Annotated in this window: 20 protein-coding genes and 1 pseudogene; 15 read left to right on the forward strand and 6 right to left on the reverse strand. The window is 65.5% G+C overall.

Annotation, left to right across the window (positions count from 1 at the left end):
- The first annotated feature begins 222 nt into the window (after window positions 1–222).
- The 3 genes from QZ471_RS07300 (at window position 223) to QZ471_RS07310 (ending at window position 4,033) form a co-directional block, all read left to right on the forward strand.
- A complete protein-coding gene (locus QZ471_RS07300; protein WP_059230628.1) occupies window positions 223–477 on the forward strand; it encodes a YebG family protein in 255 nt (84 codons plus the stop codon).
- 222 nt (window positions 478–699) lie between these two features.
- Window positions 700–1,653, forward strand: a complete 954-nt coding sequence (locus QZ471_RS07305) for a nucleoside hydrolase (RefSeq protein WP_295462251.1) — start codon at window positions 700–702, stop codon at window positions 1,651–1,653.
- Window positions 1,654–1,804: 151 nt separating this feature from the next.
- Complete coding sequence (locus QZ471_RS07310; RefSeq protein WP_295462253.1) at window positions 1,805–4,033, forward strand: M48 family metallopeptidase; 2,229 nt, start codon at window positions 1,805–1,807, stop codon at window positions 4,031–4,033.
- A 56-nt stretch (window positions 4,034–4,089) separates the two neighbouring features.
- Here the strand turns inward: QZ471_RS07310 and fba are convergent, their stop codons facing one another.
- The 5 genes from fba to epd all read right to left on the reverse strand — a co-directional run bounded on the left by fba (window position 4,090) and on the right by epd (window position 8,031).
- Window positions 4,090–5,154 (reverse strand): class II fructose-bisphosphate aldolase, encoded by a 1,065-nt coding sequence (fba, locus tag QZ471_RS07315; RefSeq protein WP_058761498.1) that lies wholly within the window; start codon window positions 5,152–5,154, stop codon window positions 4,090–4,092.
- Between the two features lie 119 nt (window positions 5,155–5,273).
- Window positions 5,274–5,603: an MliC family protein gene (locus tag QZ471_RS07320; protein WP_295462256.1), complete on the reverse strand. Its 330-nt coding sequence runs from the start codon at window positions 5,601–5,603 to the stop codon at window positions 5,274–5,276.
- Window positions 5,600–5,791 (reverse strand): hypothetical protein, encoded by a 192-nt coding sequence (locus tag QZ471_RS07325; protein ID WP_295462258.1) that lies wholly within the window; start codon window positions 5,789–5,791, stop codon window positions 5,600–5,602. Before QZ471_RS07325 ends, QZ471_RS07320 begins: the two co-directional genes overlap by 4 nt.
- 5 nt (window positions 5,792–5,796) lie before the next feature.
- On the reverse strand, window positions 5,797–6,960 hold the full coding sequence (locus QZ471_RS07330; protein ID WP_295462260.1) for a phosphoglycerate kinase: 1,164 nt from the start codon (window positions 6,958–6,960) through the stop codon (window positions 5,797–5,799).
- A 27-nt stretch (window positions 6,961–6,987) separates the two neighbouring features.
- On the reverse strand, window positions 6,988–8,031 hold the full coding sequence (epd, locus tag QZ471_RS07335; RefSeq protein ID WP_295462262.1) for an erythrose-4-phosphate dehydrogenase: 1,044 nt from the start codon (window positions 8,029–8,031) through the stop codon (window positions 6,988–6,990).
- 474 nt (window positions 8,032–8,505) lie between these two features.
- Here epd and nrdH point away from each other — a divergent pair, with 474 nt between their 5' ends.
- The 12 genes and pseudogenes from nrdH (at window position 8,506) to QZ471_RS07395 (ending at window position 23,860) form a co-directional block, all read left to right on the forward strand.
- Window positions 8,506–8,730, forward strand: coding sequence for a glutaredoxin-like protein NrdH (nrdH, locus tag QZ471_RS07340; protein WP_058761494.1), 225 nt, complete (start codon window positions 8,506–8,508; stop codon window positions 8,728–8,730).
- A gap of 12 nt (window positions 8,731–8,742) precedes the next feature.
- A complete protein-coding gene (gene nrdI, locus QZ471_RS07345; protein ID WP_027598230.1) occupies window positions 8,743–9,147 on the forward strand; it encodes a class Ib ribonucleoside-diphosphate reductase assembly flavoprotein NrdI in 405 nt (134 codons plus the stop codon).
- The gene (gene nrdE, locus QZ471_RS07350; RefSeq protein ID WP_295462268.1) at window positions 9,129–11,270 is read left to right on the forward strand and encodes a class 1b ribonucleoside-diphosphate reductase subunit alpha; all 2,142 of its coding nucleotides are present in this window, start codon (window positions 9,129–9,131) and stop codon (window positions 11,268–11,270) included. Before nrdI ends, nrdE begins: the two co-directional genes overlap by 19 nt.
- Before the next feature lie 10 nt (window positions 11,271–11,280).
- On the forward strand, window positions 11,281–12,261 hold the full coding sequence (nrdF, locus tag QZ471_RS07355) for a class 1b ribonucleoside-diphosphate reductase subunit beta (RefSeq protein ID WP_295462271.1): 981 nt from the start codon (window positions 11,281–11,283) through the stop codon (window positions 12,259–12,261).
- A gap of 159 nt (window positions 12,262–12,420) precedes the next feature.
- On the forward strand, window positions 12,421–13,956 hold the full coding sequence (locus QZ471_RS07360) for a DNA-3-methyladenine glycosylase 2 (protein ID WP_295462273.1): 1,536 nt from the start codon (window positions 12,421–12,423) through the stop codon (window positions 13,954–13,956).
- Window positions 13,956–14,462 carry a methylated-DNA--[protein]-cysteine S-methyltransferase gene (locus tag QZ471_RS07365; protein WP_295462395.1) on the forward strand — a complete coding sequence of 169 codons (507 nt, stop codon included), beginning with the start codon at window positions 13,956–13,958 and terminating at the stop codon, window positions 14,460–14,462. The genes QZ471_RS07360 and QZ471_RS07365 overlap by 1 nt, the downstream gene beginning before the upstream one ends.
- A 118-nt stretch (window positions 14,463–14,580) precedes the next feature.
- Window positions 14,581–16,629 carry a type VI secretion system tip protein VgrG gene (locus QZ471_RS07370; RefSeq protein WP_295462275.1) on the forward strand — a complete coding sequence of 683 codons (2,049 nt, stop codon included), beginning with the start codon at window positions 14,581–14,583 and terminating at the stop codon, window positions 16,627–16,629.
- Complete coding sequence (locus tag QZ471_RS07375) at window positions 16,619–17,362, forward strand: DUF4123 domain-containing protein (protein WP_295462277.1); 744 nt, start codon at window positions 16,619–16,621, stop codon at window positions 17,360–17,362. The genes QZ471_RS07370 and QZ471_RS07375 overlap by 11 nt, the downstream gene beginning before the upstream one ends.
- Window positions 17,359–22,113, forward strand: a complete 4,755-nt coding sequence (locus QZ471_RS07380) for an RHS repeat-associated core domain-containing protein (RefSeq protein ID WP_295462279.1) — start codon at window positions 17,359–17,361, stop codon at window positions 22,111–22,113. The genes QZ471_RS07375 and QZ471_RS07380 overlap by 4 nt, the downstream gene beginning before the upstream one ends.
- On the forward strand, window positions 22,110–22,532 hold the full coding sequence (locus QZ471_RS07385) for a hypothetical protein (protein WP_295462281.1): 423 nt from the start codon (window positions 22,110–22,112) through the stop codon (window positions 22,530–22,532). Before QZ471_RS07380 ends, QZ471_RS07385 begins: the two co-directional genes overlap by 4 nt.
- A gap of 107 nt (window positions 22,533–22,639) precedes the next feature.
- Window positions 22,640–23,143 (forward strand): annotated as a pseudogene (locus QZ471_RS07390) (RHS repeat-associated core domain-containing protein); the annotation flags it as partial.
- Window positions 23,144–23,551: 408 nt separating this feature from the next.
- Complete coding sequence (locus tag QZ471_RS07395) at window positions 23,552–23,860, forward strand: hypothetical protein (protein ID WP_295462283.1); 309 nt, start codon at window positions 23,552–23,554, stop codon at window positions 23,858–23,860.
- Window positions 23,861–24,003: 143 nt separating this feature from the next.
- Here QZ471_RS07395 and tkt read toward each other — a convergent pair whose 3' ends face one another.
- The gene (gene tkt / locus QZ471_RS07400) at window positions 24,004–26,001 is read right to left on the reverse strand and encodes a transketolase (RefSeq protein WP_295462285.1); all 1,998 of its coding nucleotides are present in this window, start codon (window positions 25,999–26,001) and stop codon (window positions 24,004–24,006) included.
- Window positions 26,002–26,056 lie beyond the last annotated feature (55 nt).

The following is a 26,056-nucleotide window of genomic DNA, read 5'->3' on the forward strand; positions in this document are numbered from 1 at the left end:
GATGATCCGGAAAAGGCGGGCGTGGATGCCCGTTCAGTCCACACTCAGAGACCAGCTTGCGCCCTTAAGTTTCCCCTGACTATTTCGCTACCGCCTGGAAATGTCGAACGATTGGCAAATTGCCATGAGTGCCCGGACGGTACCCGCCGAACGGTCGTGGTTGCAATCCCGGACAAAGCCGAATACTGTATATATAAACAGATACAGGATACGAGGTGACGCATGGCCGTCGAAGTGTTGTATCGCAGTAGCCGAGATCCGGAGCGCCTGTTCATGGATAAAGCCGAAGCCGATCGTCACGACAAGATGCTGGAGCTGGCCGAGTCCCTCGCCAGCGTGCTGGACAAGGCCGTGCCCGGTCTTGCCGAGAAGCAGTGCGAAGACCTGGGCCTGTTCATGGCCCGCAACCGGGAAGTCTTCGCCCGGGCCTTTCGCAACCAGCCGGATGCGCTGGGCGAGCTCGACCTGCCCGAGTGAGGCGCAGAGCCAGGCCCCCGCGCGAACGGATGCCGCGTCACCCGCGCTCGTCGTCGGCGCGATGCGGCTCGGGCGAGCTGAAGCACGGCCGCTGAGCCCCGCTCGGCCGTGCGTCACCTTCGCTCGCTTCGACCTGGATCGCCTGGCGCCTTCCGTCCGGGCCTGGCTTGAGTCACCCCGGCTCGGGTAGCCTGGGATGAGATTCGAGCCGGAGAAAGTCCCTTGCCCCTTCCCATCATCTTCGACACCGACCCTGGCGTGGACGACGCCCAGGCCATCGCCCTGCTGTTCGCCGACCCCGCCTTCGAGGTGCTCGGCCTGACCACCACCTTCGGCAACGTCCCGGTCACCACCGCGACGCGCAATGCCCTGCTGCTCACCGAGCTGGCCGGCCGCGACGTCCCGGTCGCCGCCGGGGTCGCCGAACCCCTGGTCAAGCCGGCGGGCAACCACGCCCTGCACGTGCACGGCCAGGATGGCCTGGGCAACCAAGCGCTGCCGACGCCCAGCCGCACGCCCCATGCCCTGGATGCCGCCCGCTTCATCGTCGAGCAGAGCCGCCTGCGCCCGGGCGAGATCACTCTGGTGGCGGTCGGTCCTCTCGGCAACCTGGCGCTCGCCCTGGCGCTGGACCCGGATGTCGCCCAGCGCATCCGCCAGGTGGTGGTGATGGGCGGCGCCATCGTCGAACCGGGCAACGTCACGCCGGTGGCGGAAGCCAACATCTTCTCCGATCCCCATGCCGCCGCCCGGGTCTTCGCCGCATCCTGGCCGCTGACGCTGGTCGGCCTGGATGCCACCCACCGCGCCGTGCTGGACCCGCCACGCCTGCAGCGGATCGCCGCGTGCCAGGGGGCCCTGGGCGAGGTACTGGCCAAGAGCTACGACTTCTATGCCGATTTCTATCGCAGCGTGAAGGACATCGACGGCTGCCATCCCCACGACAGCTGTGCCCTCGCCTTCCTGCGCCGGCCGGAGTTGTTCCGCACCGCCCGCGGCCATCTGAGCGTCGGCACCGAAGGACTCGCGGAAGGCCAGACCTTCTTCGCCCCGGAGGGTCGTGCCTATCAGGATGGTCGCTGGTCGAGCAATCCGCCGGTGACGGTCTGCCTGGACATGAACGGCCCGGGAATGGTTGCCTGGATGGAAGAGGTTTTGACCGAGACGAACGCCTAATCGGTCACGAATCGGCAAAAGGGCCGCGCCAGAGCCCTCGCCAGCCGAATAAGTGCGAGCTGTGCACGCAAATTCGTTGCAGGAGTCAGGTAGAAATCCCCGGTGTTTTCTACCTCGTCCCCCCGGCGAACGACCGTGCAAAGGATTGCCCATGGCTCGCTACGATCTCCACCTCAGCGGCGGTTGCCGCCCCGATGTCCCGACCGACACCCTCAGGGTCAGCCTGCTCTATCACCTGAAGCTGACCCCGGAGCAGGCCGAACGACTGCTGCCGCCGGCGACCGGCATCCTCAAACGCGATCTGTCCGCCGCGGAGGCCCACGATTGGGTCGAGCGCCTGACGGATGCAGGCCTCCAGGTGCACCTGCAAGAACGCGACGGGGCACCACCGCTCGCCCAGGATCTCGATCTGCAGGCACGGCTGGCCGCCTTGCGAGCGTCCGGCCTGCCACGCCCGGCCTTCCCGTTCGGGCGCCGGCTACAACTGCTGGCGGCCGTCGGCACCGCCCTGCTGCTGTCCCTCCTCTATCTGTTGCCCGGGCTGCTCGGCCTCCTGCTGGCCCTGGCTGCACTGCACGCCTTCGCCGGTCTGCTGCACCAGGACGTTCTGATCGCCTGCACTCTCGGCTTGCCGACCGCCCTGCTGGGTACCTGGCTGGCCGTCGATTTCCTGCTACCGCCCCTGCGCCGGCACCCTGAAGCGGTTGCCACGCTGCCACTGACCGAGGCGCGGGAGCCTGGCCTGTGGCAAATGGTCGACTCGCTCTGCCGGGCCATGGGCGTGCGCCCGCCACGCCGCATCCTGCTCAGCGCCGAGGCGGATATCCGCCTCGCCGGGGCCGGTCGCACCCTGTACCTGGGCCTGCCGCTGCTGCCGGCCCTGACCACCCGCCAGTACCTGGCCAGCCTAGCCCATGCGCTCGGACACCAGGTCCATTGGCTGGATGCCTTCGGCGGCGGCCTGCTCAACGCCAGCCTCGCCTGGCTGGAACGCCTCGGCCAAGAGCCGCATCCGGTCCGCTGGATGCGCCGTCGCCCACGGCTGGCACGGGGTTGGGCGCGACTGCTGTTCGCTGCAGCACGGCGCCTGACCCAGGCCGCGAGTCAGCGCCGCGAAGCCCGGGCCGATCACTACGAAGCCCAGCTCGGCGGCAGCGACGACTTTCGCCGGACCGCGCTGCGCCGCCGCGGTGCCAGCCAGGCCTGGCGTGAGGCCCGTCGCCGCAGTCTCGCCGCGCAGCAGGAGCAGGGCCTCGCCGGGAATCTGCTGGAACTGGTGGAGGCCCTGCTGGCCAGGCAGTCCGAGCGTTCGTCGCTCACCCCGCCCCAGGCCAGTCGCTACTGGCAGCGCCATCCGGCGGATCAACAGCGGGTCAGCTGGGTGAACGCCCTTGAGCAACAGCCGCTGTTGGAGGACCAACGCCCGGCCCAGGCGCTGCTGGACCATTACGAGTCCCATGGACGGGCCCTCACCGAGACCGTGTATCGCCAGGCGGGCTGCGCAGCATCTGGCGAGCGGGGCGCTACGGTCGCCGACCTGGTACCGGAGCTGGAGCGGGATGCCGGCGAGGAGTTCGCCCTGTGGAGCGGTCATCCCTGGTCCGATTCGCCTTGGCTGCCGCTGCACCTGCCGCTGGATCGCCCGACCCGCGCCCTCACGGTGGAGGCCGTTCGCGAGCGTCTGCAGCGCCTGGCCGAGCAGACGTCACGGGCCTGGCAGGAGGCGGAAAAGGAAGCCCAACGCCGCTGCCTGCTGGCCTTCTACGAGGAGTTGCACATCCACGGCCTCGCCCAGGCGGTACGCGGCGAGGGCGAATTCAACCAACAGCATCTGCAGGACTATCGCGCCATCGATACCTGGCAGACCCCGTCCCGGCAGCAGTTGCAGCAGCTGGCGCCGCTGTATCGCCAGCGCCTCGAGCTGGCCCTCGCCCGGCACCGGCCCGGCCAGGCGCAGGCACGCGAGTGCTTCCAACTGCTCGTCACCCTCGCCGAGCACTATCCGGAGGTGGAGCGCCTGCGCGAGGCACGTCTGCTGGTGAAGGAGTACCGCACCCTGCAACGGCAACTGCAGGGCTCGCCACGCATCAACGAATTGTGCGACTTCGCCAAGCAGGATCACCAACGCCGGGTGACCTTCTGGCTGCAATCGCCCCTGCGCCTGCCGTCGTCCATCACCGAGGTCAGCCTGGGCGAGCACCTGCAGCGGCACTGCCCGCAACTGGACCTGGCGCAGGACTCGCCCTCCGCCCTCTATCGCCATAGCGCCGGCCTGCTGCCCGCCCTGAGCGAGCTGCACCAGCGTGCCTGGCTGCACCTGGCGCGCTGGTGCCTGCTGGCCGAAGCGGACAATGCGCCCTCGCTGCGCCGCTCCGCCTGAGGCCTTCTTCCGCGCAAAAAAAAAGGCCCCGAACGGGGCCTTCTTCGTTACCGGGATCAGTTGACCTTGGGGTCCAGCTCACCACGGGCATAGCGCTCGAACATGGCATCCAGGGAGATCGGCTTGATCTTGGAGGCCTGGCCGGCGGTGCCGAAGGCTTCGTAACGGGCGATGCAGATGTCGCGCATGGCGGTCACGGTCTTGGCCAGGTACTTACGCGGGTCGAACTCGGCAGGGTTCTTGGCCATGAACTCGCGGATGGCACCGGTGGAGGCCAGGCGCAGGTCGGTGTCGATGTTGACCTTGCGCACGCCGTACTTGATGCCCTCGACGATCTCCTCGACCGGCACACCGTAGGTTTCCTTGATGTCGCCACCGTACTCGTTGATGATCTTCAGCCACTCCTGGGGCACCGAGCTGGAGCCGTGCATGACCAGGTGGGTGTCCGGGATGCGCGCATGGATTTCCTTGATGCGCTGGATCGACAGGGTGTCCCCGGTCGGCGGCTTGGTGAACTTGTAGGCGCCGTGGCTGGTGCCGATGGCGATGGCCAGGGCGTCGACCTTGGTGGCCTTGACGAATTGGGCGGCTTCTTCCGGATCGGTCAGCAGCTGGCTGTGATCCAGGGTGCCCTCGGCGCCAACGCCGTCTTCTTCACCGGCCATGCCGGTCTCCAGGCTGCCCAGGCAACCCAGCTCGCCTTCCACGGACACGCCGCAGGCATGGGCGAAGGCCACGGTCTGCTGGGTGACGCGTACGTTGTAGTCGTAGTCGGAAGGCGTCTTGCCGTCGGACTTGAGCGAGCCGTCCATCATCACCGAGGAGAAGCCCAGCTGGATGGAACGCTGGCAGACGTCGGGGCTGGTGCCGTGGTCCTGGTGCATGACCACCGGGATGTGCGGGAATTCTTCCACCGCAGCCAGGATCAGGTGACGCAGGAAGGGAGCGCCGGCGTACTTGCGGGCACCGGCGGAGGCCTGGACGATGACCGGCGAATCGGTCTTGTCGGCGGCTTCCATGATGGCGCGCATCTGCTCTAGGTTGTTGACGTTGAAGGCCGGGACGCCATAGCCGAATTCGGCGGCGTGATCCAGCAGCTGACGCATGCTGACGAGTGCCATTGGTGATTATCTCCCTAACAAAGGCGGTGGTGGCGCCAGCCTGCATGAGCGGCTGGCAGGGTTCAAGCGGCCGACCCCTGGCCGCCGTGGATTAATCGGTTCAGCTGACATTCGCCGGTTCACGGCGCCCGGCAGCCACGACCGATGAGGTCATTGCCGGCGATCCAGTAGACGAGTCCCTGGTCGCCGCGGATATGGAAAGCCACCAGCCCGTCGGTGTAGGACTGGCCGTCGGTGGCCGGCTCGCGATTGAGGTGACGGATCAGCCCATCGCTTTCCAGCTTGAGGTCGACGATGGACTGGCTGCGATCCACATAGCGCCAGTCGAAGGCCGCCTTGGAATCGCAGACCCAGTGGGTCCAGCCGCTGGTCTGCCGAGCGCCGTGACCGGCACAACCGGCCAGCAGCGCAGCGCTCAGCAGGCCGAGGCCGAGGAAGCGCCCTTTCATTGGGCGCAACCGCTGCTGGGACGGCTGGGATTGCCATTGAGCGTATCGACGCGCTCGCCGTTCTGCGCCGTGGGCGTGGCCGCCGCCGCGGGTGGCGGCGCGAACACCGCGCAGGCCTTGTCGGCATTGCCACCGGCGCAACCGGCCAGCATGAAGACAGCGGAACAGACGAGCAGCGGCGTACGCATGGCGATCACTCCTGGGCGCGTTGCTGGAGAACTTCCACGGCCGGCAGCACCTTGCCCTCGACGAATTCGAGGAAGGCGCCGCCGCCGGTGGAGATATAGGAGACCTTCTCCCCGATACCGTACTTGTCGATGGCGGCCAGGGTGTCACCACCCCCGGCGATGGAGAAGGCGTCGCTGTCGGCGATGGCCTGGGCCAGGGTGCGGGTGCCCTCGCCGAACTGGTCGAATTCGAAGACGCCGACCGGACCGTTCCAGAGGATGGTCTTGGCCGACTTCAGCAGGTCGGCGAATTGCTGGGCGCTGACCGGGCCGATGTCGAGGATCATGTCGTCGTCGGCCACGTCGTTGATGGACTTGGTGGTGGCCTGGGCAGTCTCGGCGAATTCCTTGGCGACCACCACGTCCACCGGCAGCGGCACGCTGACCTTGGCGGCGATGGCCTTGGCGGTGTCCACCAGATCGGCTTCGTACAGCGACTTGCCGACCTTGTAGCCAGCCGCCGCCAGGAAGGTGTTGGCGATGCCGCCGCCGACGATCAACTGGTCGCAGATCTGCGCCAGGGAATTCAGCACGTCCAGCTTGGTGGAGACCTTGGAGCCGGCGACGATGGCGGCCATCGGGCGGGCCGGGTTGCCCAGTGCCTTGCCCAGGGCGTCCAGCTCGGCGGCCAGCAGCGGACCGGCCGCGGCGACCTTGGCGAACTTGGCCACGCCGTGGGTCGAGCCCTCGGCGCGGTGGGCGGTGCCAAAGGCGTCCATGACGAAGATGTCGCACAGGGCGGCGTATTTCTTCGCCAGCTCATCGGCGTTCTTCTTCTCGCCCACGTTGAAGCGCACGTTCTCCAGCAGCACCAGTTGACCCGGCTCGACCTGAACACCGTCCAGATAGTCCTGCACCAGCGGTACCTCGCGGCCCAGGGCCTTGCTCAGGTAGGCAGCGACCGGCGCCAGGCTGTTTTCCTCGCTGAATTCGCCCTCGGTGGGACGGCCCAGGTGCGAGCAGACGATCACCGCGGCGCCCTTCTCCAGCGCCAGCTTGAGGGTCGGCAGGGCGGCGACCAGGCGGGCATCGCTCTTGATCTGGCCTTCCTTCACCGGAACGTTGAGGTCTTCGCGAATCAGGACGCGCTTACCCTTCAGATCGAGGTCGCTCATTTTCAACACGGACATACAGGCAATCCCTTAGTTGTGCTTGGTTCAGGTGGGCTTGGCGATGCGCAGCCAATGGCCGGCGACGTCGAGCATGCGGTTGGCGAAGCCCCATTCGTTGTCGAACCAGACCAGCAGATTGACCAGCCGGGGGCCGGAGACGCGGGTCTGGCTGCCATCGACGATGGCCGAATGGGGATCGTGGTTGAAATCGCAGGAGGCGTGGGGCAACTCGGTGTAGTCGATCAGACCCGCCAGCGGCCCGCTCTGGGCGGCGTCACGCAACAGGGTGTTGAGCGCAGGGGCCGTGGTGTCCTGGCCGACGATGCAGGTGATGTCCAGGCAGGAAACGTTGACCGTGGGTACGCGCACGGCGCGGGCCTGGATGCGGCCGCCAAGCTCCGGCAGCAGGCGCTCGATCCCCCGGGCCAGGCCGGTCGCCACCGGGATGATCGACTGGAACGCCGAGCGCGTCCGCCGCAGATCTTCGGCATGGTAGGCGTCGATCACGGGCTGGTCGTTCATGGCCGAGTGGATCGTGGTGATGGAGACGTACTCCAGACCCAAGGTCTCGTGCAAAAGTTTCAGCACCGGGACGCTGCAGTTGGTGGTACAGGAAGCATTCGAGACCAGCGTCTCGTCGCCACGCAGACTCAGCTGGTTGACGCCATAGACCACGGTGGCATCCACGTCCGTCTCGCTGGCCATGGGCTGGGAGAACAGCACCCGCGGGGCACCTGCGGCGAGAAAGCGTCCACCTTCGGCACGGGTGCTGAAGGCACCGGAGCATTCCAGCACCAGGTCGACGTCCAGCGCCTGCCAGTCCACCCGCTCGGGTTCGGCCTCGCGGCGGATCTGCAGGGTCTGGTCGCCGATGCGCAGGCGCTCGCCCTCCAGCGCCACCCGCCCGGGAAAGCGGCCATGGGTGGAATCGAAGCGGGTCAGGTATTCGAGGCTTGGCCGGTCGGCCAGATCGTTGAGCGCGACGATGGTCAGCTCGCTCGCCGCACCGCGCTCGTGCAGGGCACGCAGGACGCAACGACCGATGCGACCGTAGCCGTTGAGAGCGAGGCGATAGCGGGCAGAACTCATGCGAAGACGGACTCAAGCGCTAGCGAAAGGCCGATTATGCGGGCGTTCGGCGACGAATGGGAGTCGCCGCGGTAGCCGGCTTGCCGTTCTCACTACAAAAAGGTGCCCGCCTTGGCAGACGGAAGAAATTTATGCCGTCTGGCTTGGGGCAGCTGCGGTATCGGCGAAAGGTCGCGGTCTGCGGTGGAAGGGCCGGAGGTAGTACAAAGACCTTCAGGACTACTTCCCGGCATGCCGCGACAGGCGCCGCCTCGCCTGGATAAAGGGTCATCCAAGGGTGATAGACCAGAGCCATGACCTGGATCAAAAACCCTATTGATTGTGGTGTAGAAACGAAAAAGCACTATATGTAGTATTTGTGTCGAACTTGAGGCCCAAGTCGAACTCAAAGAAAAGGACCCGCGCCGCGCTGGCAAACACCGCTTGGCGAGAGGCTTTTCCTTTGCGTTCGCCCACTACGGACAGGAGTCAGCCATGACCATCACCATCTATAGCAAGCCCGCCTGCGTGCAGTGCAACGCCACCTACCGCGCCCTGGATCGCCAGGGGATCGCCTACCAGGTGGTGGACATCGAGCAGGACGCCCAGGCGCGCCAGACCGTGGAATCCCTGGGCTATCGCCAGGTGCCGGTGGTGGTGGCCGGTGACGACCACTGGGCCGGCTTCCGCCCGGACAAGCTTGGCCAATTGGTGGCCTGAGGCGCTCAGATCATGGGCGAGCTGCTGTATTTCTCCAGCACCTCGGAGAACACCCACAGATTCGTCGAGAAACTCGGCCTGCCGGCGCGGCGCATCCCCCAGGATCCCGCCGCCGAACCGCTCAAGGCCCGCGAGCCCTACATACTAGTGCTGCCCACCTACGGCGGCGGTGGCAGCAAGGGTGCGGTGCCCAAGCCGGTGATCCACTTTCTCAACGATCCGCATAACCGCGCCCTGATCCGTGGCGTCATCGCCGCGGGCAATACCAATTTCGGCGAGGGTTACTGCCTGGGCGGACGCATCGTCGCCCAGAAGTGCGCGGTACCCCTGCTCTACCAATTCGAATTGCTCGGCACGACGGAGGACGTCGACCGGGTGCGCACGGGAGTGAACGACTTTTGGCAACGTCAGGCCTGACCCCGACCGGCAGCGAGGCGGACTACCACGCGCTCAACGCCATGCTCAATCTCTACGGTCCCAACGGCGAGCTGCAACTCGACAAGGACCGCCAGGCGGCGCGGCAGTACTTCCTGCAGCACGTCAATCAGAACACCGTGTTCTTCCATAACCTGGACGAGAAACTCGGCTACCTGGTGGACAAGGGCTACTACGAGGCGGCGGTACTGGAGCAATACGCCCCGGCCTTCGTCAAGGCGCTGTTCGAGCGCGCCTACGCCTACAAATTTCGCTTCCAGAGCTTCCTGGGCGCCTTCAAGTACTACACCAGCTACACGCTCAAGACCTTCGACGGCCAGCGCTATCTGGAACGCTACGAAGACCGGGTGTGCATGGTCGCCCTGAGCCTGGCGCGCGGTGACGAGCGCCTGGCCGAATCCCTGGTGGACGAGATGATCAGCGGGCGCTTCCAGCCGGCCACCCCCACCTTTATCAACGCCGGCAAGCGCCAGCGCGGCGAGCTGGTGTCCTGCTTCCTGTTGCGCATCGAAGACAACATGGAGTCCATCGGCCGCGCGGTGAATTCGGCGCTGCAACTCTCCAAACGTGGCGGCGGCGTGGCCTTCCTGCTGAGCAACGTGCGCGAGGTGGGGGCGCCGATCAAGCGCATCGAGAACCAGTCCTCGGGCATCATCCCGATCATGAAGCTCTTGGAAGACGCCTTCTCCTATGCCAACCAGCTGGGTTCGCGCCAGGGCGCCGGCGCCGTCTATCTCAATGCCCACCACCCGGACATCCTGAGATTCCTCGATACCAAGCGCGAGAACGCCGACGAGAAGATCCGCATCAAGACCCTGTCCCTCGGCGTGGTCATCCCCGACATCACCTTCGAACTGGCCAAGCGCAACGCCGACATGTACCTGTTCTCGCCCTACGACGTGGAGCGGGTCTATGGCGTGCCCTTCGCCGATATCAGCGTCAGCGACAAGTACGCGGAGATGGTAGCCGATGCGCGCATCCGCAAGCGCAAGATCAACGCCCGGGAATTCTTCCAGACCTTGGCGGAGATCCAATTCGAATCCGGCTACCCCTACCTGATGTTCGAAGACACGGTGAATCGGGCCAATCCCATCGCCGGGCGCATCAACATGAGCAACCTCTGCTCGGAGATCCTGCAGGTCAACACCCCCAGTCGCTTCGACGAAGACCTGGGTTACCAGCACGTCGGCCAGGACATCTCCTGCAACCTGGGCTCGCTGAACATCGCCCGCACCATGGATTCGCCGGACCTGGGCCGCACCGTGGAGACCGCCATCCGCGGCCTCACCGCGGTCTCGGAGATGAGCGACATCCGCTGCGTGCCTTCGGTGGCCGCCGGCAATGCCGCCTCCCACGCCATCGGCCTGGGGCAGATGAACCTGCACGGTTACCTGGCCCGCGAGCGCATCCACTACGGCTCGGCGGAAGGCCTGGATTTCACCAACCTGTACTTCTACACCGTCACCTACCATGCGGTGCGCGCTTCGAATCGCCTGGCCATCGAGCGCGGCCAGAGCTTCCAGGGCTTCGCCGATTCCAAGTACGCCAGCGGCGAGTATTTCGACCAGTACGTTAACGGCGACTTCACCCCGCGCACCGCGCGGGTGGCCGAGCTGTTCGAGGTGGCCGGCATCCGCCTGCCGACTCGCGAGGACTGGCAGGAACTCAAGGCGTCGGTAATGCAGCACGGCCTGTTCAACCGCAACCTCCAGGCCATCCCGCCGACCGGCTCGATCTCCTACATCAACCATTCCACCTCGAGCATCCATCCCATCGTCGCCAAGGTGGAGATCCGCAAGGAAGGCAAGCTGGGCCGCGTCTACTATCCGGCGCCCTACCTAGCCGACGACAACCAGGAGTTCTACCAGGACGCCTACGAGATCGGTCCGGAAAAGATCATCGACACCTATGCCGAGGCCACCCGCCATGTCGACCAGGGGCTGTCGCTGACGCTGTTCTTCCGCGACACCGCCACTACCCGCGACATCAACCGGGCGCAGATCTACGCCTGGAAGAAGGGCATCAAGACGCTCTATTACATCCGCCTGCGCCAGGCCGCCCTGGAAGGCACCGAGGTGCAGGGCTGCGTGTCCTGCAGCCTGTGAGGAAATCGCCATGAACGCATCCGTCAAAGCGCCGCGCCTGAACCGCATCAACGCCATCAACTGGAACCGTATCCAGGACGACAAGGACCTGGAGGTGTGGAATCGCCTGACCGGCAACTTCTGGCTGCCGGAAAAGATCCCGCTGTCCAACGACATCCCCTCCTGGGCGACCCTGACACCCAAGGAACAGCAGCTGACCATCCGCGTCTTCACCGGCCTGACCCTGCTGGACACCATCCAGAACGCCGTGGGCGCCCCGACCCTGCTGGCCGATGCCGTCACCCCTCACGAGGAAGCGGTAATCGCCAACATCGGCTTCATGGAGGCGGTCCATGCGCGCTCCTATAGCTCGATCTTCTCCACCCTCTGCTCGACGCCGGACGTGGACGAGGCCTATCGCTGGAGCGAAGAGAATCCCTATCTGCAGACCAAGGCCGACCTGATCCTTGAGCGTTACCACGCCGAGGACCCGCTGCTGCGCAAGGTGGCCAGCGTCTTCCTGGAGTCCTTCCTCTTCTATTCGGGCTTCTACCTGCCGATGTATTGGTCCAGCCGCGCCAAGCTGACCAACACCGCCGACCTGATCCGCCTGATCATTCGCGACGAGGCGGTGCACGGCTACTACATCGGCTACAAATTCCAGCAGGCCCTGGCCAAGGAAAGCCCGGAGCGCCGCCAGCAGGTCAAGGACTTCGCCTACGAGCTGCTGCAGGACCTCTATGACAACGAAGTGGCCTACACCGAGGACCTCTACGACAGCGTGGGCTGGAGCGAGGACGTGAAGAAATTTCTCCACTACAACGCCAACAAGGCGCTGATGAACCTGGGCTTCGAAGCCCTATTCCCCAGCAGCATGACCGACGTCAGCCCCGCGATCCTCGCCGCCCTGTCGCCCAGCGCCGACGAGAATCACGACTTCTTCTCCGGCTCGGGCTCGTCCTATGTCATCGGCAAGGCGGTGAGCACCGAGGATGAGGATTGGGATTTCTGATTTGGTCGGTGCAAGGCAATCGCGGCCATGGGCCGCTCCTACAGGCACGGACGCCTCTGTAGGAGCGGCCCATGGCCGCGATCAAACCTATAGACCCACTTCAGCGACCCTGTCCGAAAACGGCCAGTCACCCCTCCCCGGCGGTGCTAACCTGCCGCCATGAACGCCTTCCCCGACATTCCCGCCTTCGAACGCGCCCGCCTGGCGCGGGACCCGCGCTTCGACGGCCTGTTCTACACCGCGGTGCTCACCACCGGCATCTATTGCCGGCCGGTGTGCCCGGCGCAACCGCCGCGGCCGGAGAACGTCAGCTACTACCCCAGCGCCGCGGCCGCCGAAGCCGCCGGCTATCGGCCTTGCCTCAGATGCCGCCCGGAACTCTCCCCTGCCGGCGGCCATTGGCAACGCGGCGACGCCACCCTGGCCCGTGCCCTGCGCTTGATGGACGAAGGCCTGGACGATGGCGGCCTGCCCGCCCTCGCCGCCCGCCTCGACCTCGGCGAACGCCAGCTGCGCCGGCTGTTCGTCGAGCGCCTGGGCGCCGCGCCCCTGGCGGTGCTCACCACCCGCCGCCTGCTGTTCGCCAAGCAATTGCTCAGCGAGACGCGGCTACCCATCACCGAGGTAGCCCTGGCCGCCGGCTTCGGCAGTCTGCGACGCTTCAACGATGCCTTCCGCGGCGCCTATGGCCTGGCCCCCAGCCAGCTACGCAAGGGCCAGGTCGCGGCCTCGCCGGTGCTGGTCCTGCGCCTGGCCTATCGTCCGCCCTACGACTTCGGCGCCCAGCTGGACTTCCTCCGCGGCCATGCCCTGCCCGGCGTCGAGGTACTGGACGACACCAGCTACGCCAGAGTGATCGGCACCCCCGAGCAGCCGGGCTGGCTGCGCGTCTCGGCCTGGGATGCCGACACCCCGGCACTACGCCTGGAGCTGCACGGCGCCACCCCCGGCGAACTGCAGGCGGCGGTAGCCCGCATCCGCCGCATGTTCGATCTGGACGCCGATCCCGAAGCCATCGGCCAGGGCCTCGCCGTCGATCCGACCCTGGCCGAATTGGTGGCCCGGCGCCCCGGCCTGCGCCTACCCAGCGGCTGGGACGGCTTCGAGATCGCCGTGCGCGCCGTCATCGGCCAACAGGTCAGCGTGGTGGCCGCCACCACCATGACCGCCCGGGTGGTGCAGCGCTTCGGGCGACCCTGGGGCGAACCCGCCTGCGATGCCAGTCGCCCACCGGCGGGCCTGCACCACTTCTTTCCCACGGTAGAGGCCCTGGCCGACGCCGCCCTGGAAGAGCTCACCGGCCTCGGCCTGATTCGTGCCCGCGCCGGCACCCTGGGCACCGTAGCCCGGGCCCTGCGCGCCGGCGAGGTGGATTTCGACACCGGCCGCACCCTGGACGATTTCGCCCGGCGCTGGATCGCCCTCAAGGGCATCGGCCCCTGGACCGCCCAGTACATCGCCCTGCGCGCCCTGGCCCATCCCGACGCCTGCCCAGTGGAAGACCTGGTGCTGCAGAAGCGCCTAGCGCCACCGGGCGAACGCCTGACCGCCAAGGCGCTCCATGCCCGCGCCGAAGCCTGGCGGCCCTGGCGCGCCTACGGGGTGATGCAGGTCTGGCGCGAAGCCACCTGGAAGGCGCCCGCCGACGCTCCCGCCGAACCCGTCCCCACGCGCCTCGCCAAGGAGTCGCCGTGATGATCGCCTACTGCCTGCTAGACAGCCCCATCGGCCCCCTCACCCTGGCCGCCGACGACAGCGGTCTGCGCGTGGTGGAATTCCCCGAGAATCGTCATCCGGCCAAGCGTGACGCGAGTTGGGTCCAAGCCGAGCATCCCGTGCTGGCCGAGACACGACGCCAACTCGGCGAGTATTTCGCCGGACGCCGCCGGACCTTCGACCTGCCCCTGGCGCCGCGCGGCACGCCCTTCCAGCTGGACGTCTGGCGCGCCCTGGCCGAGATCCCCCACGGCCAGACCTGGAGCTACGGCCGGCTGGCGACCCATCTCGGCCGCCCCCAGGCGATGCGCGCGGTGGGCGCTGCCAATGGCCGCAATCCCTTGCCCATCGTGCTGCCCTGCCACCGGGTAATCGGTGCCTCCGGCGCCCTCACCGGTTTCGGCGGCGGTCTGCCGACCAAACAATTCCTGCTGGAACTGGAAGGCGCCCTGCCGCCCGCACGCGACCTCTTCACCGCGCTCTAGCGCGGGATTGCGCAAGAATTCGCCTGTGAAACCGCTCTAAAATGCGGGATACAGCGCTTGAGCCAGCGCACAGCCGCCGAACAAAATCCGGGCTTTCAATTCGCAAGGACGCGATGCGATGTTCAGCCCGGCCAATGCCCCGCAATTCACCCTGACGCTGGAAGGCGTCGCCCACGACTTCCAGATCCTCGCCTTCGACGGCACCGAGGCCATCGGCCAGCCCTATCGCTTCCAACTCGAACTGGTGAGCGAAAGATCGGACTGGCCGCTGGAACAGTTGCTGCATCGCCGCGCCTTCCTCAGCCTGGCCGCCGACGGCACCGGCATCCATGGCCAGGTGGCCGCCGTCGCCCAGGGCGATTCCGGCCAGCGTCTCACCCGCTATCGCCTCGACCTGGTGCCGCGGCTCGCCTACCTCGCCCATCGCGTCAGTTCGCGGATCTTCCAGCAGCGCAGCGTGCCGCAGATCCTCGCCCAGCTCCTCGAAGAACACGGCATCCTCGAAGGCGACCACAGATTCGTCCTCGGTCCCACGGTCTATCCGCCACGCGACTACTGCGTGCAATACGGCGAAAGCGATCTCGCCTTCCTCAATCGCCTGTGCGAGGAGGAAGGCCTGCACTATCACCACGAACACCGCCCCGACGGCCATGTGCTGGTGTTCGGCGATGACGCCACCGGCTTTCCCCGCCTGGGCGCCACCCGCTACCTGCCCGGCAGCGGCCTGGTGGCGGACGAACCCGTGGTCCGACGCTTCGACGTCGCCCTGCAGACCCGCAGCAGTGCCGCCACCCTGCGCGATCACGACTGCCTGCAACCGCGCCTGCGGCTGGAAAGCAGCGCCCAGGCCCGCATCCAACCCGCACTGGAACACTACGGCTTCCCCGGTCGCTTCACCGACCGTGACACCGGCCAGCGCCTGAGCAATAGACGCCTGGAAAGCCTCAGGGCCGACGCCCACCAGGCCAGGGGCACGAGCGATCAGCCGCGCCTGGTCAGCGGCCACTTCCTGCCGCTGGAGCACCACCCCCGCGCCGACTGGAACCAGCTCTGGCTGCTGACCGAGCTCCACCACCAGGGGCGCCAACCCCAGGTGCTCGAAGAGAGCATCACCAGCGACGACCGGCGGGAGCCGGACGACGGCTTCCGCCAGGGCTATCGCAACACCTTCGTCGCCCGTCCCTGGACTGTGCCCTTCCGCCTGCCGCTACGCCATCCCAAGCCACGGCTGTTCGGCGCCCAAAGCGCCGTGGTCACCGGACCGGCCGGTGAAGAGATCCACTGCGACGCCCTCGGCCGGGTCAAGGTGCAGTTCCACTGGGATCGCGAAGGCCAGGCGGACGAGCGCACCAGTTGCTGGCTGCGGGTCGCCAGCGGCTGGGCCGGCAACGGCTACGGCGCCCTGGCCGTGCCGCGCATCGGCATGGAGGTACTGGTGGGCTTTCTCGAAGGGGACCCCGACCAGCCTCTGGTCACTGGCTGCCTGTACCACGCCGAGCATCGTCCGCCGCTGGAACTGCCCAAGGACAAGACCCGCAGCAGCTTCAAGAGTCTGAGCAGCCCCGGCGGTGGCGGCTACAACGAACTGCGCATCGAGGATCGTCAGGGCCAGGAGGAGATCCATATCCACGCCCAGCGCGACTGGGACGAGCGCATCGGCCACGATCATCGCAGCGAGATCGGCCACGAGCGCCATCAGCGCATCCGCGCCAACAGCTACAGCGAATTCCACGCCGAGGAGCACCGCATCACTCACGGCGAACGCCGTACCGAGGTGCGCGCCGACGACCACCTGAGCATCGCCGACAGCCAGCACCTGCGCCTGGGCACCAGCCAATTCGTCGAGGCCGGCAGCGAGATCCACCTCTATGCCGGCCAGAAGGTCGTCCTCGAAGCCGGCGCCAGCCTGACCCTCAAGGCCGGCGGCAGCTTCGTCACCCTGGATGCCGGCGGCCTCACCCTGGTCGGGCCGAACATCACCCTCAACAGCGGCGGCAGCCCAGGCAGCGGCAAGGCTGCCGCGCCCCTGTTGCCCGGTATCGCCCAGGCGGTGGTCGACGGCCAGGCAGGTGCCCTGCTGAGTCCGGCCCAGATCAACACCTTCCAGCGCAGCGCGGCCTTCTGCGAGGAGTGCCAGCCCTGCAAGGACGGCCACTGTGAACTCTGAGCCGCTGTCTCCCCGCCAATGGCTGGCCGCCCAGCCGCTGATCCCGGGCCAGCGGCTCTACGCCGTGTTGGGCAATGCCAGCCCCGCTGCGCCGCTCAGGCACTACTACCAGCGCAGTCCGGTCGCCGACGCCCTGCCCCTGTGGCAGGGCACGCCCTACGCCCGCTGGCAGGCGATCATGCCGTACCTCGCCCCCCTCGCCCCGGACGATCCCTTCCTCGACTGGATCGCGGAGCAGGCCGCAGGCGACTGGGGCTGGCTGGCGGTGTCGGCGCAGCCCCAGGCCCTGATCCAGGCGCACCTGCGCAGCCTCACCCAGGTGTGGCTACCCGATGGCCAGGCGACCTTCTTTCGCTTCTGGGACGGTCGCCACCTGCTACCGCTGCTGCGTCACCTCGGCGAGGCCTTCGCGCCGGTGTTGCCGGTCTTCACCCGCTACCTGATCCAGGGCACCGCCCTCGCCCTGCCTACCGTGGACGCGGGTCCCGCGCGGGACTTTCCCTGGTGGCAGGTCCCGGCCGACCTCCTGGAGAGACTGGCCGCCGCCGATCCCACCACCCTGGTCGACAACCTCCTGCAGTGGCTCAAGCAGGAGGAAGCCCCGCTGTATTACCAGTTACCCGCCGCCAACCTGCGCCTCAAGATCGACCGTTTCGTCCGCCAGGTCACGCCTGCGAACGCCCGCGATCCCCAGCTGCTCAAGGCCTTTCTCATGGATGAGTTCGCTCGATGACCACCCCGCTTCCACCGCTGGGCACCCTGCCCATCACCCTCGACCTCGCCCAGCCGGACATCCGCACGGTCCTGCAGGACTTCCGTACCTGCCTGGTCGACTACCGCGGTTTCGCCGAGGCCTGGTACGGCGGGGTGCTGGACGTCGAACAAACATTCACCGTGGGCGAGGAAGTCGTCACCCGCGACAAGGACAGCAAGGGCCAGGTCAGCCTCTACGCCACCTGCCCGGTCGACGGCAAGCTGACCCTCATCCACTGCTTCGACGCGGCGCGCTTCGTGCCCATCGGCAATACCCCGGTCAGCATCGTCCCGGTGAACGAGGGCCGCGGCCCCCGGCGCAGTGGTGCGGTCGCGGCGGGCGCCGCCCAGAGCGCCGTCATCGGTGCCGACGGCACCCATACCTTCGCCGGCTGTACGCCTTACCAGCGCTATCGAGTCACCTTCTTTCCCAACGTCACCAGCGCCCATCTGGAGACCCTCTACGGCTCCTACCAGGGCGTGATCGACGATCTCCAGGCCTGGCTGCAGCAGGAGTGGACGCAGAAGCACCAGCCCTCCTGGGCGACCTATCGCAGCGCCAGCGCCGGCGGCAAGGTCGGCTTGCAGCTGGAAGCCGCCTGGAAAGGCCTGCTGCGCTCCATCATCAATCTCTGGGACGACCTCACCCAGTTGTTCGAGGTCATCGCCCACCCGCGCAAGCACCTGGAGAAGCTCCGCGAGCTGCTCGATCCCCAGGCCCTGGAACAGCTCTACAGCGCGGGCAAGGACAAGCTGCATACCGCCCTGCTCATCGCCGGCGACGAGCCGCTGCTATGGATCTTCCTCTGTGCCCTGGTCGCCTGGGTCAAGCTGCTGCCGCCCACCACCGCCGCCGAGGTCGTTGGCGCCCTCACCGGTGAGGTGCTGCTCAATGTGCTGATCGGCGTCGTGCTCACCGGCGGTATCGGCCTCGCCGTGCGCCTCGGTGGCAAGGTGGCGCGGGTCGCCGCCGGTGGTCGCGCCCTGGGCCTGATCCAGGAACTCGCCGAAGCCCTGATGCAGCGCTGCGCCCGTCACGCCAAACCCCACAGCGAAGCCGCCAAGCCGATCCTGGCCCAGGGTAGCGCCAGCCTGGACGCCGCGCGCAAGGCCACCGTGGAACTGCGCAACGGCGCCGCGGTGGAGCAGATCCGCGCCGATGCCGCGCCCTATGCCCGCGGCAAGAGCCGCAAGGCCACCCGCCTCAGCCAGGAGCCGCAGGTGGACGACGTCTCCACCCCGGCGCGCACCCCCAGCGGCAAGCCCGCCGAACCGGCCGCCCTGACCTGCACCGACGGCTGCCCGGTGTCCATGGTGACCGGCGAGGAACTGCTCACCCTCACCGATGCCGAGCTGGACGGCCCCCTGCCCTTCGCCTGGACCCGCCTCTACCGCAGCAGCGCCTGCGACAGCGACCTGGGGCTGGGACCCGGCTGGAGTCACGCCCTGGCCCATCGCCTGGAGCGCCAGGGCGAGCAGCTGATCTGGACCGACCAGGAGAATCGCCGCACCGCCTTTCCGCTGCCCAGCCAGCAGCGGCCGGCCATCCGCAACCGCCTGGCCCGCGCCGCCCTCTACCTCGGCGAGCAGCCGGACGAACTCATCCTCGCCCAGGCCGGCGAGAGTCCGCGCTTCTATCATTTCCGCCGCCTCGAACTGGTCGCCATCAGCGACGCCTACGGCAATCGGCTGAGCGTCGAGCGCAACGCCCAGGGCCGCATCCAGCGCCTGAGCAACGGCCTGCGCGCCCTGCGCCTGGACTATCAGCAGGGCCGTATTGCCGCCGTGGACTACCAGGTGCGCCAGCCGGGCGACCACCACGAAGCCTCCTGGCAGACCCTGCAGACCCTGGTGCGCTATCGCTACGCCGCCAATGGCCAGTTGCTGGCCGCCAGCAATGCCCTGGACGAAACCGAGCGCTATACCTACGACGAGCGTCACGTCATCCTCGAACGCCACCTGGCGGGTGGTGCGGCCTTTTTCTGGGAATGGCAGGGCGAAGGCCGCGACGCCCGCTGCGTGCGCCACTGGTCCAGCATCGGCCAACTGGACAGCCGCTATCTCTGGAGTGACGACGGCTCCGTCCAAGTCACCTTCAGTGACGGCAGCCAGCAGCACTACCGCCACGACGCCAACGCCCGCCTGGTGCGCCAGGTCGACCCGGACGGCGCGGAAACCCTGAAGACCTACGATGCCCAGGGCCAACTGCTCAGCGAGCGCGATCCCCTCGGCGCCCTCGTCCGCTACGAATACGACGCCGCCGGCCAATTGCTCGCGCGCTATCCGGCCCAGGACGAGCCGACCTACTACAGCTACTGCGACGGGCAGTTGCACAGCCTGGTCCGCGGCGATGCCACCTGGCGTTTCGAACACAACGCTCAGGGCGATCTCACCGCCCGCACCGATCCGGACGGTCACACCACCCGCTATCGCTACACCGCCCAGGGTCGCCTCGCCGTCATCGAGCATCCCGATGGCAGCCGCCACAGCTTCACCTGGAACCTCGCCGGCCAGCTCATCGAAGAGCAACTGCCCGACGGCGGCCTGCGGCGTTATCGCTACGACGCCCTCGGCCGTCAGACCTATCGCCAGCAGGAAAACGGCGCCGTCACCCACTACGAGTGGGACGCCCTCGGCCGCCTGCGTCAACTCAGGCTCCCCGGCGGCGCCAGCCGCGCCTTCAGCTACAACGCCTACGGCAAGGTCACCGCCGAACGTGACGAACTCGGACGGGTGACGCGCTACGAATACGACGATGGCCTGCACTTGGTCACCCGCCGTCTCAATCCGGACGGCAGCGCCCTGAGCTATCGCTACGACCACGCCCGCCTGCTGCTCACCGACATCGAGAACGAGCGCGGCGAACACTACCGCCTGGACTACCACCCCAACGGCCTGATACGCAGCGAAACCGGTTTCGACGGCCGCACCTGCAGCTACGCCTACGACCTCGCCGGCAACCTCAGCGAAAAGACCGAGCACGGCAGCGACGGCAGCACTCTTACCACCCGCTACGAACGCGATCTCGAAGGCCGCCTGCAACGCAAAGTGCTCCCCGATGGCACCCAGGTGGACTACTCCTACGACGCCCTCGGCCGGCTGATCGGCGTCGACGACGGCCACTGGCCGCTTGCCTACCGCTACGACCACCAGGATCGCCTGATCGAGGAGCATCAGGGTTGGGCCAGCTTCACCTACGGCTACGACACCCGCGGCCAGCTCAGCCACAGCCGCCTGCCCGACGGCAACCGGCTGCACTACCACTATGGCCCCGGTGGCGTGCTGGCTGGCATCGACCTCAACGGCCACCCCCTGACCCGCCACCAGCACGCCCCCGGCGGCCTGGAACTACAGCGTCAGCAGGGCGCCCTGGCCAGCCACTATCGCCACGACGATCAGGGTCGCCTGCGGGCCCATCGCCTGGAGAGCGGTGCCCAGCTCCTGCTCGAACGCCGCTACCACTACGATGCCAGCGGCAACCTGCTGGGCATCGACGACTCCCGCAAAGGCCAGACCCAGTACCGCTACGACCCCCTGGATCGCCTGGTCGCCGTGCGCGGCGAACTGCCCGAGACCTTCGCCCACGACCCAGCCGGCACCCTGCTGGGTAGTCGCGACACCGGCAGCGTCCAGGGCAACCGTCCGCTGCTGCACGGCGATCGCCACCTGGACTACGACGTCCACGGCAACCTCGTCCGCGAACGCCGCGGCCGCGCCCAGGCGCTGGTCACCCACTACCGCTACGACAGCCAGCACCGCCTCATCCAGGCCACCCTTCCCGATGGCAGCACAGCCCACTACCGCTACGACGCCTTCGGCCGCCGCATCGCCAAGACCGTCGCCGGACGCACCACCGAATTCCTCTGGCAGGGCGACCGCCTGGTCGCCGAGAGCGGCCCCGACGGCTACCGCAGCTATCTCTACGAGCCCGGCACCTTCCGCCCCCTGGCCCTGCTGGACGGCGAAGGCCCGGCAGCGGTCCGCCCTTACCACTACCATCTCGACCACCTCGGCACGCCCCAGGAACTCACCGACGCCAGCGGCACCCTCGCCTGGTCCGCCCGCTACCGCGCCTACGGCAACCTGGCCCGCCTGGACGTCGAGCAGATCGCCCAACCCCTGCGTTTCCAGGGCCAATACCACGACCCCGAAACCGGCCTCCACTACAACCGCCACCGCTACTATCATCCGGAGACGGGCAGCTTCATCACCCCCGACCCCATCCGGCTGGCGGGTGGGTTGAACAGCTATCGCTATGCGCCCAATCCCACCGGCTGGGTGGATCCGCTGGGGTTGGCGAATGTCAGGGGGCAGTGTCCGGGATTCGACGAGCCCCACGAATTACGCCGAAAGGAAAGGTATGAATCTTTACCCCACTTGCCTCAAAGCGACGAGGGCAGCTACCTATATCGAGGTATCCGTAAAGGGCACCCAGCAGAACACGAGGCCTTCAATGGTCGAGTGATTCCAGGAAAAATCGATGGGACGGTAACTCCAGAAGAACATAACTATGGGGGACGCTCTGCGGAAAGTGCATACACATCTTGGACAAGATCACCGGAAGTCGCTAAAAAATTCGCAGAAGAAGGCGGCCTCATACTACGTGTTAAGACAGGAGCCCCTAAAGTGGGTGAAAAATGGTCTTGGCAGTACTCTGAAGATCGCTGGGGTGAGCAAGAGGTGCTTTTAAAGGGTATTCGTGAAAAAGACATTGAGGTGTATCGCCCATGACACTAATACAATTCATCGAAGAAAATTTTCTGCTTACAGAATCTAACAAAAAACATCTAAAAAAAATAACAACCCAAATACCTGACAGCTTTAATTTCAAAAACGATTATATAGTATCAAAAACATCAGAAATATTTTTCAAAGAAATATCCATACAAAAAGAAATTTCTGAAAACTCTAACAACAAGATGATTGGCTATGAAGAAACAGCAGAAAACTTAAAAATGGAAGATCCTAAAACTCCCATTTTAATGCGATTTTTAGACAGTAAAAAATGGGATGGTAAAGTTTTTTACCTAGAAAAAAAATATTACCTCGGAGCCATACTAGGCAAAAAAAAGCATCCCGACTGGAAAACCCCACCCAATTGGGACGGGTCATTAGAAATGCTAGAGAAGTTCAACAAGAAGCCTTCCTAGCAAGCACTCCGAAAATACAAATTTAAATCAGACACCTATAAATAAACAGGTACAGCTCATCTAAATTAATTTAGACTTATTTAAAACATTAGGGCTATTTTTAGAGCAGCGAAGCCCACTACCGCTACGACGCCTTCGGCCGTCGCATCGCCAAGACCGTCGCCGGACGCGCCACCGAATTCCTCTGGCAAGGCGACCGCCTGGTCGCCGAAAGCGGTCCGGACGGCTACCGCAGCTACCTCTACGAACCCGGTACCTTCCGCCCCTTGGCCCTACTGGTCGGCGAAGGCCCCCAGGTGGTAACACCCTACCACTACCACCTCGGTACCCCTCAGGAACTCACCGACGCCAACGGCACCCTCGCCTGGTCCGCCCGCTACCGCGCCTACGGCAACCTCGCCCGCCTGGACATCGAGCAGATCGCCCAACCCCTTCGCTTCCAGGGCCAATACCACGACCCCGAAACCGGCCTCCACTACAACCGCCACCGCTACTATCATCCTGAGACAGGGAGCTTCATCACCCCTGACCCCATCCGGTTGGCGGGCGGGTTGAACAGTTATCGCTATGCGCCCAATCCCACCGGCTGGGTGGATCCGCTGGGGTTGGCGAATGTTAAGGGACAGTGTCCGGGGCAGACACAAAAAAAGCGGGTAAATTTTAATCAACCACCCTCGGGCAGCCTAGATCGGAGCGATATAGATCCTAATGGCCACTCTAGGACAGATCATGTCAAGAGGCATGGAACGGATGAGACAACCAGATCTACACCTCACGGTGTGTTTTACGAAAACCCAATAACTGCTACAGAAAAAGCTTGGCATATAGCCAAAAAATAAGATATCACCATATAGAATAGATCCTGGAAACGGAAATTGGATATATGATGTGCCCTATCCAAAGGCGGGCTATGAAGGTGGCAAGCCTGGAGCAGCAAAGGGACATCCCGAACTTAACCACATACGCATAGTCACCAAAGCAAATTCAAGCATTGTCATAACAGCCTTTCCGACCAAGCCATGAAAAAAATATTCTATGTCGCCGAAGCCTATATCGAAGATTACAACCAAGGAACTGATTTAATCCTAGTAAGAGGCAGATCAGGAAATATTGGAGGATACTCCTTTGAATTCGATATATACACAGAAGACTTGGAGATCGTAGCTGGGCCTTACGACCATGAACGGCCTTACCATGAGAGCAGTTGGTGTGGCTATGAGGACATAAAAATGGCAATACCTGCCACCTACCAAGATCTTCAAAAAATAGCGAAAATCGTAACAGGCTATTTAATAGAGGGTGATTTTTCTGCAAGAAGATTTCGCTAAAAAAATAACACGCACAAACGGTAAATTAGCATTCCTACCGCAACAGCGGTTTTCCAGCTGCGCTTAGAAACCTCCTATTCAAGAGAGTACGCATAAAAAAGCCACGCATCCGCGTGGCTTTTTTGCACTACGACCCGCGAGCTTTAGTCTTCCAGCAACTCGCCCGCCACCGCCAGGACGTTGTCCAGGGTGAAGCCGAAGTGCTCGAAGAGAGCGGCCGCCGGGGCGGATTCGCCGTAGGTGTGCATGCCGATGATACGGCCGTCGAGACCGACGTACTTGTACCAGAAGTCGGCGATGCCGGCTTCGATGGCGATGCGGGCGCCGACTTCCACCGGCAGGACCTGCTGGCGGTACTCGGGGCTCTGGCGGTCGAAGACGCTGGTGCTGGGCATGGAGACCACGCGCACGTTGCGACCTTCGGCGGTCAGGCGGTCATAGGCCTGCACGGCCAGGCCGACTTCGGAGCCGGTGGCGATGAAGATCAGCTCGGGCTCGCCGACGCAGTCCTTGAGTACGTAGCCGCCGCGGGCGGCGTTGCCCAGGGTGGCTTCGTCGCGCAGGTTATGGGCCAGGTTCTGGCGGGAGAAGATCAGCGCGCTGGGGCCGTCACGGCGCTCCAGGGCGGCGGTCCAGGCGATGGCGGACTCGACCGCGTCGGCCGGGCGCCAGGTGTCCAGGTTGGGGGTGTAGCGCAACGAGGCCAGCTGCTCCACCGGCTGGTGGGTGGGGCCGTCTTCGCCGAGACCGATGGAGTCGTGGGTGAAGACATAGAGCACCCGCTGCTTCATCAGCGCCGACATGCGCACCGCGTTGCGGGCGTACTCCATGAACATCAGGAAGGTGGCGCCGTAGGGCACCAGGCCGCCGTGCAGGGCGACGCCGTTCATGATGGCGCTCATGCCGAATTCGCGCACGCCATAGTGGACGTAGTTGCCGCTGGCGTCCTCGGCGGTGACGCCCTTGGCGCCTTTCCACAGGGTCAGGTTGGAACCGGCCAGGTCAGCGGAGCCACCGAGCAGCTCGGGCAGCAGCGGACCGAAGAATTGCAGGGCGTTCTGGCTGGCCTTGCGGCTGGCGATGGTCTCGCCCTTGGCAGAGACCTCCTGGATGAAGGCGGCGGCGCGCTCGGCGAAATCGGCGGGCAGGTCACCGGCCATGCGGCGCTTGAACTCGGCGGCCAGCTCCGGATGGGCGGCAGCGTAGGCGGCGAAGCGCTTGTTCCACTCGGCCTCGGCAGCGGCGCCGCGCTCCTTGGCGCTCCACTCGGCGTAGATGTCGGCGGGAATCTCGAAGGGCGCATGGGACCAGCCGAGCAGTTCGCGCGCGGCCTGGATCTCGTCGTTGCCCAGGGGGGCGCCGTGGCACTCTTCCTTGCCCTGCTTGTGCGGGGCGCCGTAGCCGATCACGGTCTTGCAGCAGATCAGGGTCGGCTGGTCGCTCTTGCGCGCGGTGTCCAGGGCGGTCTTGATCTCGTCGGCGTCATGGCCGTCGACGTTGCGGATCACTTGCCAGCCATAGCTCTCGAAGCGCTTGGGGGTGTCGTCGGTGAACCAGCCCTCGACCTCGCCATCGATGGAGATGCCGTTGTCGTCGTAGAAGGCGATCAGCTTGGACAGGCCCAGGGTGCCGGCCAGGGAGCAGGCTTCGTGGGAGACGCCTTCCATCATGCAGCCATCGCCGAGGAAGGCATAGGTGTGGTGGTCGACGATGCTGTGGCCATCACGGTTGAACTGGGCGGCCATGACCTTTTCCGCCAGGGCGAAGCCCACGGCGTTGGCGATGCCCTGGCCCAGCGGACCGGTGGTGGTCTCGATGCCCGGGGCATAGCCGTACTCGGGGTGGCCAGGGGTCTTGCTGTGCAGCTGACGGAAATTCTTCAGGTCGTCGATGGACAGGTCGTAACCCGACAGGTGCAGCAGCGAATAGATGAGCATGGAGCCGTGGCCGTTGGACAGCACGAAGCGGTCACGGTCGGCCCACTGGGGGTTACCCGGGTTGTGCTTGAGCTGATCGTGCCAGAGCACCTCGGCGATGTCGGCCATGCCCATGGGCGCGCCGGGGTGGCCACTGTTGGCTTTTTGCACGGCATCCATGCTGAGGGCGCGGATGGCGTTGGCTCGATCACGACGGCTGGGCATTGCGGTGTCTCCTGGCAGAGGCAGAGCGAAGGGGCCGTCATTCTGGCCCAGCCAG

Source organism: uncultured Pseudomonas sp. (genome assembly GCF_913774235.1).
In the GTDB taxonomy this organism is placed as follows: Bacteria; Pseudomonadota; Gammaproteobacteria; order Pseudomonadales; family Pseudomonadaceae; genus Chryseomonas.

Coding starts and splice junctions, on each gene's coding strand:
- QZ471_RS07300 (WP_059230628.1), top strand. CDS start 223: ATGGCCGTCGAAGTGTTGTATCGCAGTAGCCGAGATCCGGAGCGCCTG.
- QZ471_RS07310 (WP_295462253.1), top strand. CDS start 1,805: ATGGCTCGCTACGATCTCCACCTCAGCGGCGGTTGCCGCCCCGATGTC.
- fba (WP_058761498.1), bottom strand. CDS start 5,154: ATGGCACTCGTCAGCATGCGTCAGCTGCTGGATCACGCCGCCGAATTC.
- QZ471_RS07320 (WP_295462256.1), bottom strand. CDS start 5,603: ATGAAAGGGCGCTTCCTCGGCCTCGGCCTGCTGAGCGCTGCGCTGCTG.
- QZ471_RS07325 (WP_295462258.1), bottom strand. CDS start 5,791: ATGCGTACGCCGCTGCTCGTCTGTTCCGCTGTCTTCATGCTGGCCGGT.
- QZ471_RS07330 (WP_295462260.1), bottom strand. CDS start 6,960: ATGTCCGTGTTGAAAATGAGCGACCTCGATCTGAAGGGTAAGCGCGTC.
- epd (WP_295462262.1), bottom strand. CDS start 8,031: ATGAGTTCTGCCCGCTATCGCCTCGCTCTCAACGGCTACGGTCGCATC.
- nrdH (WP_058761494.1), top strand. CDS start 8,506: ATGACCATCACCATCTATAGCAAGCCCGCCTGCGTGCAGTGCAACGCC.
- nrdI (WP_027598230.1), top strand. CDS start 8,743: ATGGGCGAGCTGCTGTATTTCTCCAGCACCTCGGAGAACACCCACAGA.
- nrdF (WP_295462271.1), top strand. CDS start 11,281: ATGAACGCATCCGTCAAAGCGCCGCGCCTGAACCGCATCAACGCCATC.
- QZ471_RS07360 (WP_295462273.1), top strand. CDS start 12,421: ATGAACGCCTTCCCCGACATTCCCGCCTTCGAACGCGCCCGCCTGGCG.
- QZ471_RS07365 (WP_295462395.1), top strand. CDS start 13,956: ATGATCGCCTACTGCCTGCTAGACAGCCCCATCGGCCCCCTCACCCTG.
- QZ471_RS07370 (WP_295462275.1), top strand. CDS start 14,581: ATGTTCAGCCCGGCCAATGCCCCGCAATTCACCCTGACGCTGGAAGGC.
- QZ471_RS07380 (WP_295462279.1), top strand. CDS start 17,359: ATGACCACCCCGCTTCCACCGCTGGGCACCCTGCCCATCACCCTCGAC.
- QZ471_RS07385 (WP_295462281.1), top strand. CDS start 22,110: ATGACACTAATACAATTCATCGAAGAAAATTTTCTGCTTACAGAATCT.
- QZ471_RS07395 (WP_295462283.1), top strand. CDS start 23,552: ATGAAAAAAATATTCTATGTCGCCGAAGCCTATATCGAAGATTACAAC.
- tkt (WP_295462285.1), bottom strand. CDS start 26,001: ATGCCCAGCCGTCGTGATCGAGCCAACGCCATCCGCGCCCTCAGCATG.